Source organism: Brevundimonas sp. ZS04 (genome assembly GCF_001956865.1).
In the GTDB taxonomy this organism is placed as follows: domain Bacteria; phylum Pseudomonadota; class Alphaproteobacteria; order Caulobacterales; family Caulobacteraceae; genus Brevundimonas; species Brevundimonas diminuta.
Genome location: NZ_MTHE01000004.1, coordinates 138,117 through 149,978 on the forward strand (window position 1 = coordinate 138,117; position 11,862 = coordinate 149,978).

An 11,862-nucleotide genomic window follows, 5' to 3' on the forward strand; every position below is an offset into this window, starting at 1 on the left:
TTCAGGACAGCTTCGCCTCGACGATCCGGGCGAAGACCGAGGCCACGTTCGGCAGCAGGTCGTCGTTGAAGTCATAGGCCGTCTGGTGGACCATCGTCCCGCCCTGTCCGACGAAGAAGTAAGCGCCCGGCGCGATCTGCAACATATAGGCGAAGTCGTCGGTGAACGGGTACGGCTTCAGGTCGCGATGCACCTTGTCCGCGCCGAACACGCCGCCCGCCGCCGCCGCCGCCACATCGGCCTGAGCGGCGGCGTTGAAGACGGGCGGTACGCCCGCCGTCTCGCGCACCGCGACGGTGCAGCCGGTCATGACGCCGACGCCCGCGCAGATGTCCTGAAGCTTCTGCCACATCGTTTCGATCACGTCGGATGAGGTGGCGCGCAGGGTGCCCGCCAGACTGGCTTCGTGCGGCACGACATTGTGCGACGACCCGGCCTGAAGCTTGGTCACGGTGATCAGGGCGGGCTCCATCGGGTCGACGTGACGACCGACGATGGACGAGATTTCCGAGGCTACGCGCACGGCGGCCTGCACCGGATCCTTGGTCTTGTGCGGGGCGGCGCCGTGGCCGCCGACGCCCTGAATGTCGATCTCCCACACCTTATAGCCGTTCATGGTCGGGCCGGTGTGGACCGCCGCCTCGCCCAGCGGCAGCAGCGGCATGTTGTGATAGCCGTAGACCTCGTCGCACGGATAGCGGTCGAACAGGCCGTCCTTGATCATGGCGACGGCGCCCAGACCCGTCTCTTCCGCCGGTTGGAAGATCAGCACCACGCGGCCGCGCGCAGGCGGATTGGCGGCCAGATGGCGCGCCACGCCCAGCAGGGTCGCCGTATGGCCGTCGTGGCCGCAGGCGTGCGAGACGCCGGGCCTCGTCGAGGCGTGGGGGACGTTGCTGTCGTCGTTCATGGGCAGGGCGTCCATGTCGGCGCGCAGGCCGATGGACGGGCCGGGTTCGCGCCCTTCGATGACGGCGACCACGCCTTCGCCGCCGACGCCGCCCTCGGGCTTCAGGCCCAGCCCTTCCAGCACGTCGAACACCAGCTTTGCGGTGCGCGATTCCTGACCGGACAGTTCCGGATGGGCGTGGATATCCCGTCGCCAGGCAGTCATTTCAGATGCCAGGGCGGCGAGGGCAGGCAAGGGCGTCATGGGGTCGCGCATCCGTCGAAAAGGGGAGGCGACGAGGTTAGCATCGCCGCTTTCGAAACGACATAGCGGCCGCCTGCCCTGAGCGCAGGGCGATGAGGCGGATATTGATTGAGGCGGCGGACAGGGAGCGGAGCCGAAAACTACATTTTCCGCGACTTATCGCCCCGAGCAGGAGCGAGCGGAGTATGAGCTATTCAATTCCCGGCAATGCCGTGCTCCCACCTAGATCGGCGCCACGGTCAACTCGATGAGGTCAGAGTAGAGGCCGGCTCGGCGGCGCGAGGTTTCGCCCACCTGCAGTTGCAGGTCATAGGCGTCTTCGCCCAGGCCGGTGCCCGTGCGGCTTTCCACCTGGCCGCCCGTGCCCAGGTTGATGGGACGGTTGCCCAGGCTCAGGCGATAGGGCACCCACCAGGACGAGTCCTCGGCCAGCACCAAGCGGCCCTTGTTGCGCGACGACACCGCGACGCGATAGCCGCCGGTGCTCTTGACCCACACCTGCAGCGGCAGATTGGTCCCGCCTTCGGCCAGTTCGCCCAGTTCGATCCGGCCGCCGCCGTCCGTGCGGGTGAATGCGCCGCGCAGGCCCATGACGGCCGACGGCTGGACGTTGAGCGCAAGCGCCAGCAGCTTGTCCGCTGAAATGCGGTTGTCCTTGGCGCGGAAGGCGAATTGCACCGGCTGTTCGAACAGGCCGTCCTGGCTGAGTTGATCGACATCGACTTCGAGACGATAGCGGCGCAGGACGCGCGCGCCGGGCTGAAGCGTCAAGGCCGCGCCGCCTGGGCGGGCTTGGGATCGGCCCGCGACCGGGGTCAGGTTCGCCGCCGAAAACTCGTCCGTCAGGCTGTAGGGCAGGGTGGACCAGCGGCCGCTCGGTCCGGTGGTCGGCCGCAAGCCGAACGGCTGGCCTACGGTGGTGACTTCCACCTCGCCCTCGCAGGGGGCCGCGCCGTCGTTGGACCAGGCGATGTCGAAAGTGGCGAAGGCCGCATCGTCGCCATAGGGATCATAGCCGCGGATCTCCCATCGCGCCTGCTGCGGCTCGATCCGCACCTGACAGCCGGGGGCGGCGGGCCGCGACGCCTGCGCCGTGGCGGCTCCGGCCGCCGCGAGCGACGCGATCAGCGCCATGCCGGCGAAGGCGGACGACGCACGTTTTTGAAGAACGCTCATGCTCAATCTCCTTCAGGCGCAGCGATGTCGACGTGGACGACGCGCAGATTGTAGAGGCCGTCGTTGTCGGCCGGGACGGTGAAGTCGAAGCCGCCCCTGGGGTCAGTGAAGAGTTCGACGCGATAGCGCCCGCCCGGCTTCAGCCCCTGGACGGCGAAGCGGCCGACGCTGTTGGTGAAGAAGGGCTGGGAAGCGGCGTCGGGTTCGTCCAGGGCGATCACGCGTCCGCCGATCAGCGACAACGGCGCCGGGCCCGCGGCTCCGCGCCCGGTGACGGAGCCCACGGCGCTGACGAACGCGTCCGAACCGATCTCGAAGGCGTAGCCGCTGCGATAGGCCGGCCGCACCCGCCGTACGCCCTCGCCGATGTCATAGCCGGCGGGCACGTCGATGACGTCGTAGTAGACGGAATCGTTCACATACGACCCCAGGTAGGGATAGAGCACCGGACCCAGGGGGCCGCTGGCGGCCGAATAGCGGCCGTCGCGCAGGACTTCGCCGGCGATGACCGGACGATCTTCCAGGCTCGGGTGGCCGTACAGGATGGCGAAGCTGTCGGCGACGCGCCGGCCGATGGCGGCCTTGCCGCCCGCGAAGGCGATGGCGGTAGAGACGCTGGCGGTCGTGACCTGCTGGTCGCTGATCGAGCCGAAGTCCTGACCGTATCCGGCGTGCGAGATCGAGGCGTTGAAGCGGTTGCCGACATAGTCGACGCCGCCCAGAAGGCTGGCGGGACCGTCGTCATAGGTGGCGATGGCGGAATAGCCGATCGAACCGGCCAGGTTCTCCGGGATCTTGTAGAAGGAGGCGGAGGCGCTGTTCAGGTTGGAATCGTAGCGCGCGTCGGCGCGTACGTCGCTGGACGGCCGCCAGGTCAGGGCGAAGGTGAAGCCCCAGCCGTCGCGGTCGCGGCGGCCGCCGGGCGTGTCTTCGTACTTGAGGTAGTTCACTCCCGCCTGAGCGCTCCACTGACGGTTGATGGCGTAGTTGGCCGTCAGGTCCGAGCGGAAGGAATCGCCCAGGCCCGCGCTATCCCGCGACTTGTTGTAGGCCAGGCCCACGCTGCCGTAGAGGCGATCGGAGAAGACGCGCGAGTACTGGCCGTAGGCCTGCCAGGCGATGGGGTTGGAGGCGTCCGGGTCCGAAAGCGTCGCAAAGCCTTCCGACACATGTTCGAACTGAACCGTGAAGAAGTCCGACGTCGTGGGGCGGTCGATATAGAAATCATAGGCTGCGACAAGGGCGTAGCCGCCGCCGGCCGTGTCGCTGTTGCTGGCGCCGACCTGGAAGTTCAGGCGAGAGCCGTTGCGCAGGATTAACTGGGTCTGGGCGTTGGCCATCTGGACCCGTTCGCTGGCCTGCAGGCCGACGCCCAGGGCGGGTTTGTCGATGAAGGCCTTGCGCCAGTAGCCCGTGAAGGCGAGGTCGCCGTCCGAATAGTCCGGCTGGCCGAAGCTGGGACGTCCGGCCACCCCGAGATATCCGCCGTATTCGTACTCGCCGGGATCGAGGTCGATCGAGTCGATATAGGCGCTGTAGCGATAGGATTGGGAAGCGCCCGATCCGTCGACCACGACGACTTCCAGGTCATTGCTCCCGGTCTGCACCGGCAGGTTGGACAGGTCGTACTGGCCGGGATCCAGGCGCAGTTCCCGCACCAGGGCGCCGTTGCGCAGGATACGCACCGTGGACTCGCTCTGCAGCAGCAGTTGCCGGTCCTGGCGGAACACGTTCGGACGATAGGGGTCGAAGCGGCGCCGCTGGCGCGTCACGCCGACGCCGCCCACGTCGGCATAGCCCTGCAGACCGCGGAACTCGGGGTTGAGATCGCCGACGGTCCAGCGGCGGTAGTCCTGAGGCTGGTCGTAGACGAAACGGGCGTAGCGCCGCAGCCATTCATAGTCGCCGGACCCCAGGGTCTCGCGGCCCTGAACCTCGGCCTCCAGAACCAGGCCGCGCCAGCGGCCGGCGCCGTTCAGATAGACGTTCGGCGCAGGGGCGTCGCCGGTCGCGTGGCGATAGCTCCATGATGTCGCCGCGTTCAGGAAGGCGGAGAAGGGCAGGGGCGCCAGGCCTTCCGCCTCGGGACCGCCGCGCTCGAACAGGACTTCCAGGCGCCGAAGATTAGGGGCGATGCGCACCACCAGCAGCGACAGGGCTGTGGGGTCGTATTCGAGCGACACCCCTTGAGCGGCCAATTCCTCGCCTTCGAAACCCTGTTGGCCGGCCAGTCGCGCCGTGAGCGCCGCAGCGGCCTCGTCGGTGAGCAGGGGCGTGATCAGTTCGAGGAAGCCTGCTGAATCGACGATGAAGCGATCATCGCGCGTCAGGGTCACAGGAACTTCGCCCAGAGGCCGCCGGTTGAACGTCAGCGGCGCGGTCAGGGTGATGTCGCGGTTGTAGGGATTGATGTCAGGACGCACGACCGCTGCCGGCGGGGCGGCGGTCTGGGCGGCGGTCTGGGCGGCGCTCTGGGCCGCGCCCGGCGGCGGGTTCTGCAGAGGTTGGGCCTGAACCTGCGCCGGGGTCTGCGCCTGCGGCGGCTCTTCGAACCGAGGCGGCGCCGTGATGATGGGCGCGTCTTCGCTCAGCGGCGCCGCGCTGGCGGGCGCTGCGCCGTTCGAGACCAGAACCGAGGCCAGGATCGCCGTAGGGACTAGCCGAGGCTTCATTGGCTGAAGCGCACCTTGATCGGCGCATCAGGCGAGAAGGCGACGCTGGTGGGCAGGTAGAAGGTCCGATCGCCCTTCAGGGGCTCGAGATAGCCGGCGCCGACGGCCTCGTTGACGGTCGAGGCGTCCAGGCGGATTTCGGTGCGCGCGCCGTCGGGACCACGCCCTTCGACCCACCAGGTCGCGCCGCTCATCAGGGCGTAGCGGCGGCCGGCGTTGCGCACGCGGACCTCGACGCCGGGAACCTTGGCGGCGTTCGGCGTCGGGGCGGCCTCGCCCGTGCCGCCGACGCTTTCGTCGATGACGGGGGCGGCCGGGGCGGCGTCGATTTCAATTGCGCGGGCGCTGACGACCGAGACGTCAGCGGCGGCGCCCGGAGGCGCGACGGTGACCAGCGACTTCATATGGTAGACGACCTGCACCTGGGCGGCGAGGTCGCCGCTGGCGCCTTCCTCCAGTTCGACGGGAAGCTGGCGGATGCCGACGTAATAGGCGCGCGACACGTCGATGTCGGGGTCGCCGACCCACTGGACCCGGATCACCTGGCGTCCGCGCACGGGCACGACGCCCTGCGGCGGGAAGACCAGGAAGTCCTCATCGGCCGGGGTTTCCACAAGCTTGCCGTTCTCGTCGAAGGAGATGCGCGTGATGCGCGTTTCATAGGGCAGACCCTTGGCGGCCAGGTTCTGCACCTCGATCCGGGCGGAAGATCCGGCGCCGCGCGACGAGATTTCCGCGACCATGGGCGAGACGCGCATCGCCTCGACGGCGGTGGCGGTGATCCCCAGGAATAGGGTGGCGGCCAGGACCAGTCCGATGCGGGACTTCTTTTTCTGTCGTTCGACGCGAGGCGCGGCCCGCTGTTTCAGCCCTAGTCCCATATTCACCTTCCCCCTCGGTCTGCAGACTCGTGTACCGACGTCATGCAGAATTCGTGCCGCTGATACGCAAATGACGCCCTACTGATGCTCGAAGCCCGCCCGACAGGGCCGGGCGGGCTTCTTCGCATCTTGCCGGGCCGTTTTAGATGGCGGCCAGTTCGATCGTCAGGGTGTCCTGATAGGTGCCCGAGACCAGCGACTTGCTCGGGACCGGCACGTTGATGTTGACGTTGAAGTGCGACTTCCAGGCGCCTTGGACCTTCAGGTCGCCGGCTTCGGTGGTGTCGACCGTCAGCGTTTGCGTCGAAGCGGTCGCCGAACCGGCGCCGGCGGGAACTCCGGTCCAGGTCGCATCCACCTTGTACGGCAGGTTGGCCTGGAACTGGGCGCCGTCGAAGGCGCCGGCGTAGTTCGACTTCATGCCGGCGACGCCGTTGGTCTTGGTAATGCGCACTTCGTTGCGGGTGTTGCAGCCCGCGGTGTTGGTCTCGATCGAGGCGTTGGCCGCGCTGACCATGTCGAAGGCGTCGTCAACGCCGCCGTTGTCCAGGGTGTTGATGCCGATCTGGCCGAAGTTCAGAACGGTGTTGATGTTGCCCGAGTAGAAGGAGCAGTCCTGCGAGACTTCGCCGCGCAGGGTGAAGCTGGCTTGGGCGTTGCCGGCGGTGCCGATGTTGTTGGCGACGCTGCCCGAGGCCGAGATCCACGACGCGACTTCCTCGCCGCCGAAGAAGGTCGACACGGCGTTGGCGCCTTGGCCGACGAGGGCCGAGCCCTGGCCCGAGCCGCTGATGCTGCCGATGATCGGCAGGTGAGCCGCGCTCTGGCTGAAGCTGCCGGCCGAAGCGGCGGTCGCGGAGAGGGCCAGCGCAGCGACGCCGGCGATCAGTTGATAGGCTTTCATTTCAGTCTTCCTCCAAGAAGTGCGCAGGATTGCGCCAGTCACACCCGCTTTGGCCGCGCCGCACACGCCGAGCTTCCGCACAGTCCGCTCAGCTGCCCCGCGGGGGCGCCAGGCATCCACTCGACGCTCGATGTGCTTCGCGTTCATCGCCGGTCTCTACAGCCTCGGCACGAGGCTGATCTCCACGGTTTCCCAGTAGCGTCCGGCCAGCAGGCCGGCGCCTTCGGGCTCCATCATCTCGATGTTCAGGCGGCCGCCGTCGAAAGCGACCCCGCCTCGGCTCGAGATTACCTGTCCCGCCTGCAGCTGCCGGCTGGTGAAATCGCCGGTCGCCGAGCCGCCGCGTCCGCCGCGGCCCGGGTTTCCGCTTTCCAGGGGCACGTTGATGGCCAGGCGATAGGCCGCCAGGCCGCTGTACGGGCCTTGCCCGCGCGGCAGGGTTTCATGCGCCAGTCCGCCGTTGGCGGAGCGCAGATTGATGTCGAAGGGGACGTTGCAGCTCAGGCCGAAGCGCGTCTCGACGGCCAGTCCGCTGCGCCGCAGGTCGCCGAAGTCGACGCCGCCCAAGGCCCCGATATCGCACCGCGGCGAGATCCGGCCCACGGCTTCCAGCACCAGGGACTTGCGCCCGGCGTCGGCGGCCTCGGCCGCCGTTCCCGCTGCGACCAGCATTGCGGCTGCAAGCAAACAGGCTGTTCGCATCTGCTCCCCGGCGTATGTCGCCGCCCCCTCGTTCGAGGGCTAAGGAGCACGTTAGGCTTTTGTTAATCGTCCCCCATTTGGGGTACGCGCCAAAAGAAAGAATGGTTAATTTCATGATTATTCGATGAAATTCGCCGCGTGAGCGAATTGGAGCGACCCAGCCTCGTGTCGAGGTCGTTGGGGGAGCCTGATATGAAGATGCTTTTCGCGGCCCTTTACGTCCTGGCGCTGGCCGTCCCTCAGGATCCGCCGGCCGCCGCCGGGCCTGCCGACGCCCCGATCTCGGCCCTTGAGGTTCAGCATCGGCCCGACGCCGTCGGCGATCTGCGCGTGTTCGTCAGCGAGACCGAGCTGACGTCCTACGCCGAAGGCGGCGAGGCGCGTCAGGTCAACCGCCAGAAGTTCGAGCTGGAGACCCTGGCGGCCTCGACGGAACAGATGACCCTCCGGTTTCGGTTGCTGGAAGCCTCCCTGACCGACAGCCGCGATCCCGGTCTGGAGCGGCTTCTTCAGGCTTGGGTCGGCGTGGATGTGGTCGTCGCCGCTGACGCCTCTGGACGACCTGTGGCTTTTGCGGACTGGCCCGCCGTGCGGGAGGCGTACCGCACGCGTCTGAGCGAACTGGGCCTGCAACAGGAGCAGGGGGATGTCCTGGCGGCGGGGCTGGACCGCTTGCCGCCGGAGGATCTGCTGTCCCTGCTGCTGAGCGATGTCGCCTTGCTGGCGGAAATGCAGCCCCGACAGCCTCTGCCGGAAGGCCGTGTCGAGCAGCCGCTTCAGAATACGGACCAGGTGGCGCGATCCGGCGTGCAATCGGCTTCGCGCACCGCCGACGGATGCGGCCTTCTGCTCACGCGCTCGTTCAGCGCCGAAACGCCTGGCTCGACCGGGACCGCGAACAGCATGAAGCGCGACACCCGCGCCACCCTCCATATAGCGGACGGCTGGGTGTCCGAGGTCAGCCGCACGACCGCGATGCGTGCGGGCGAGCAGCGGTCGGATGAGGTGGTGCGCATCCGGCGTGATCCGGCGCCGCAGTGTCCCGCCGCCTGATCGTCAGCCGCAGGCGGGTCAGGACAGCCGGAAGGGCGATATCTTGGCGAACATCTCTTCGCGGCTGCTGACGCCCAGCTTGGCGTAGGCGCGTTTGACGTGCGTGCGGGCGGTTTCCAGGCTCACGCCGAGGTCTTGCGCGGCTTCTGTGACCGTAGCGCCGTCGACCAGCCGCTTCAGCAGAGTGGTTTCCGCCGAGGTGAGGTCGAGCGCGGGACCGAAGTCCGCCCACAGGCGGCGCGATCCCGCGGTGTCGCTGAAGGCCAGGATGACGGCTTGGGCTTCGCCCAGCGCGATCCGCACCGCCCGGATGATCAGGCAGTCTCCACCGCCGTCGCGTCGAGCCAGAACCCAGGCTCGAGGCTCGTCGCCCAGGTTCTCAAGAAAGGCGGCGAAGGCGAACACGCCTGTGCGCTGGGCGAAGCTCAGTCGGCCCCCGACTTCACCAAGATCGCGGTCGATGGTGAGAAGCCGGCGCCCTTCTTCATTGCTCCACAGAAGGTGCAGGCTGGGCGTGATGATCATGGCCGCACGGCTGCAGCTCTTGCTCCAGGCTTCTGAGCAGGCGGCCTCATTGATCGCTTCAATGTCGAATCGACACGCCTCCGCCGTTCCCTGCAGGCCCACCCCGTTCCCTCCCCGTCGACAATCCAGGGCCGTAGCCCCGTCTCGCTCATTGATATTATCGCGATCAACGAACAGCGCCATTATGTAAAATCGAGGGCGTTAACTGTAAAGTTTGAAACTTGATCGGCGGCCTGTGATGCGCGTCGATGAGGCGCGGCGCGCAGAATGACAAAGCCCCCCGCCGAGGCTTCGGCGGGGGGCTTTGTCGCGTCTGAACCGAAAAACTTCGCCTATATCGGCTGAATCGTCAGGGCCAGGACCAGAGGTTCGTCCAGCTGCACCTCGTCGAAGCGGTAGGCGATGGTGCGGATGGCCGCCATATTGGAGCGACGCAGTTCCAGATTGCCGGTCTTCGTCAGGTTCAGCGATCGCTCGCCATAGGTCATGCGGGCGGTCTCTGTGGCCTTGAGCGGACGATAGGCGGCGGAGACGGTGAAGCCTCCAGGGCTGTTGCAGGCCTCGATAACGGACCCTGTCCGGCCGGTCTCTGCAACGACGGTGGTGTCGGGCCGCACCCAGCAGGCGACGGGTACGACCGCGCGCAGTTGGTAGGAACCGCCCGCCCTGGGGCCCGCCGCAGCGATCTGCGGCGAAGCGAAGGCCGTCACGCCGGCGGCGACGGCGACAAGAAGCGCACAGCGGCGCAGCCGCATCAACTTGGTCATGGCGTCCTCATGGCTCCTGATTGCCACGAGACCATAAAGGGGGCGCCCTTAACGCCTGCCGATCAGACAGGCTTAGTGCGCGCTTAATTACTATAATGAACCGTTGTTTACTTTATCTCTGCTTGGTGGGGGCTCACGGCGGGAGCTCCTCATCGGGCGATCAGAACTGTCAGCTCGCGCGCGACGCGGCGGTGAAAAGCCATGACGAGACGTTTGGCGGAAGCTGAATGCCCAGTCCGCGCGATCATGTCTATCCCGGGCGTCAGAAGGTAAAAGCGCCGAACGCCATCGCGAGCTGAAGAGCGTCGGGCTCTGGCCGCCCCCGCTATCCTAGAGCACGAAATAGAACGACTTGTGTCTATCCCCGCACGCAGGGCGTTAGGCAAAATCCAGTAACACAAAATAAAGTATAGCAGAAAAAGCCGTGGTGGCGGACAGAGAGGGATTCGAACCCTCGATAGAGTTGCCCCTATACACGCGTTCCAGGCGTGCGCCTTCAACCACTCGGCCACCTGTCCATTCCACCTGAAGCCCGGATGCGTCCGGGGCGGAGTCGTCGGGAGCGGACCGACGGGAGGGGCTGATTAGAGCATGACGACCCCATGGGCAAGCGCCCTTGAAGCCTCCATATAGGCGAAGACGCTGTTTTCGCGGAGTTCGCGCCATGTTGTTGAAGAAGAATGCTGAACTGCCCACGCCTGAGACGGCTCTGCCCGGTCGGGCCGAGGCGTTGCCGACCGATGAGACCCACTTCGTGCTGGGCCATGCGCTGAAGGGACCGCACCCCGCAGGGATGCAGACGGCCGTGTTCGGCATGGGCTGTTTCTGGGGCGTCGAGCGGGTGTTCTGGCAGCTGCCGGGCGTGTGGGTCACCTCGGCGGGCTATGCGGGCGGGATCACGCCCAACCCGACCTATGAGGAGGTCTGCTCGGGGCGCACCGGCCACACGGAGGTGGTGCAGGTGGTGTTCGATCCGGCCCAGATTTCATACGGCGACCTGCTGAAGGCCTTCTGGGAGAACCATGACCCGACGCAGGGCATGCGTCAGGGCAACGACCAGGGCACGCAGTATCGTTCGGCGATCTATACCTTGAACGAGGCGCAACAGGCGGAGGCGCTGGCCTCGCGCGAGGCCTATCAGGCGGCGCTGAGCGCGGCGGGGCGCGGGGCGATCACGACCGAGATCCAACCGGCCGGGCCTTACTACTTCGCCGAGGGCTATCACCAAGGCTATCTGGCCAAGAATCCGGCGGGCTATTGCGGCATCGGCGGGACGGGCGTGGTCTGCCCGATCGGCCTGGGCGTCGGGGCTTAGGATGGACCGCGCTGGCGTGGGCGAGGCCTGCCTGGCCTTGCCGGGGGCGACGATGGATCACCCGTTCGGGCCGGGCCATGACGCCTATAAGGTCGGGGGCAAGATGTTCGCCATCGTCGGCGCCGAGGGCGGGTTGTCGTTCAAGGTCTCCGACATCGCCTATGCGGTGCTGACCGAGGAGGGGCGGGCGGCGCCGGCCCCCTATCTGGCGCGGGCGAAGTGGGTGCATCTGGTCGATCCGGGCGCGTGGCCGGATGATGAACTGGCCGATCACCTGAAGTCGGCCCACGCCCTGATCGCCGCCAAGCTGACGAAGAAGGCGCGGGCCGAACTGGGGCTTTAGGCGGCGGCGTTCCGCGACCGGAACCACAGGTAGAGAATCCCCAGGGGCGCGATGAAGATCGAGAAGCCCCACAGGAAGAGGTTCACTATCAGCTTCAGGACCATCAGGATGAAGGCGTTCATGAAGAAGACGGTCTCGCCCATCATAACCCGCTTGATCTCGTCCCAGACCAGTTTCGAGAAGGGAAACAGCAGGGCGCCGACGCCGAACACGGCCAAGGTGGCGGCGCGGTCATGCAGGGGCTCGGCGCCGTCCAGCGACAGCATCATCCAGGTCATGAAGGTCATGAAGGCTGCGCTGAGCACATAGGCGCGGATCAGATAGCGCGGCTGCACCGAGCCGAAGATGCGCTTGACGAAATTCATGTCGGA

General features: G+C 66.8%; 12 protein-coding genes and 1 tRNA gene. 3 read left to right on the forward strand and 10 right to left on the reverse strand.

The window, feature by feature from the left end; translation table 11 throughout:
- Window position 1: 1 nt before the first annotated feature.
- From BJP32_RS07070 to BJP32_RS07095, 6 genes are all read right to left on the reverse strand, one after another.
- The gene (locus BJP32_RS07070; protein WP_233126762.1) at window positions 2–1,114 is read right to left on the reverse strand and encodes an amidohydrolase; all 1,113 of its coding nucleotides are present in this window, start codon (window positions 1,112–1,114) and stop codon (window positions 2–4) included.
- Between the two features lie 261 nt (window positions 1,115–1,375).
- Window positions 1,376–2,329, reverse strand: a complete 954-nt coding sequence (locus BJP32_RS16900) for a hypothetical protein (RefSeq protein ID WP_083673917.1) — start codon at window positions 2,327–2,329, stop codon at window positions 1,376–1,378.
- Between the two features lie 2 nt (window positions 2,330–2,331).
- Window positions 2,332–5,001: a fimbria/pilus outer membrane usher protein gene (locus tag BJP32_RS07080; protein ID WP_083673918.1), complete on the reverse strand. Its 2,670-nt coding sequence runs from the start codon at window positions 4,999–5,001 to the stop codon at window positions 2,332–2,334.
- Window positions 4,998–5,882: a hypothetical protein gene (locus BJP32_RS07085; protein WP_076223471.1), complete on the reverse strand. Its 885-nt coding sequence runs from the start codon at window positions 5,880–5,882 to the stop codon at window positions 4,998–5,000. Before BJP32_RS07085 ends, BJP32_RS07080 begins: the two co-directional genes overlap by 4 nt.
- Before the next feature lie 142 nt (window positions 5,883–6,024).
- Window positions 6,025–6,786, reverse strand: a complete 762-nt coding sequence (locus tag BJP32_RS07090) for a spore coat protein U domain-containing protein (RefSeq protein WP_003163693.1) — start codon at window positions 6,784–6,786, stop codon at window positions 6,025–6,027.
- 156 nt (window positions 6,787–6,942) lie between these two features.
- Complete coding sequence (locus BJP32_RS07095) at window positions 6,943–7,473, reverse strand: hypothetical protein (protein ID WP_143255436.1); 531 nt, start codon at window positions 7,471–7,473, stop codon at window positions 6,943–6,945.
- A gap of 207 nt (window positions 7,474–7,680) precedes the next feature.
- Here BJP32_RS07095 and BJP32_RS07100 point away from each other — a divergent pair, with 207 nt between their 5' ends.
- Complete coding sequence (locus tag BJP32_RS07100) at window positions 7,681–8,541, forward strand: hypothetical protein (protein WP_046651717.1); 861 nt, start codon at window positions 7,681–7,683, stop codon at window positions 8,539–8,541.
- A gap of 18 nt (window positions 8,542–8,559) precedes the next feature.
- Here the strand turns inward: BJP32_RS07100 and BJP32_RS07105 are convergent, their stop codons facing one another.
- From BJP32_RS07105 to BJP32_RS07115, 3 genes are all read right to left on the reverse strand, one after another.
- Window positions 8,560–9,066, reverse strand: a complete 507-nt coding sequence (locus tag BJP32_RS07105) for a helix-turn-helix transcriptional regulator (RefSeq protein ID WP_128719413.1) — start codon at window positions 9,064–9,066, stop codon at window positions 8,560–8,562.
- 332 nt (window positions 9,067–9,398) lie between these two features.
- Window positions 9,399–9,833 carry a hypothetical protein gene (locus BJP32_RS07110; RefSeq protein WP_040344483.1) on the reverse strand — a complete coding sequence of 145 codons (435 nt, stop codon included), beginning with the start codon at window positions 9,831–9,833 and terminating at the stop codon, window positions 9,399–9,401.
- Window positions 9,834–10,261: 428 nt separating this feature from the next.
- Window positions 10,262–10,351 (reverse strand) — tRNA-Ser (locus tag BJP32_RS07115).
- 146 nt (window positions 10,352–10,497) lie between these two features.
- On the opposite strand from BJP32_RS07115, the gene msrA reads away from it, so the two are divergent.
- A complete protein-coding gene (gene msrA, locus BJP32_RS07120) occupies window positions 10,498–11,148 on the forward strand; it encodes a peptide-methionine (S)-S-oxide reductase MsrA (protein ID WP_046651713.1) in 651 nt (216 codons plus the stop codon).
- 1 nt (window position 11,149) lies between these two features.
- Entirely contained in the window at window positions 11,150–11,491 is a 342-nt protein-coding gene (locus BJP32_RS07125) for an MmcQ/YjbR family DNA-binding protein (protein ID WP_052747932.1), read from the forward strand.
- Here BJP32_RS07125 and BJP32_RS07130 read toward each other — a convergent pair.
- The gene (locus tag BJP32_RS07130) at window positions 11,488–11,856 is read right to left on the reverse strand and encodes a hypothetical protein (RefSeq protein WP_046651712.1); all 369 of its coding nucleotides are present in this window, start codon (window positions 11,854–11,856) and stop codon (window positions 11,488–11,490) included. The genes BJP32_RS07125 and BJP32_RS07130 overlap by 4 nt on opposite strands.
- Between the last annotated feature and the right edge of the window lie 6 nt (window positions 11,857–11,862).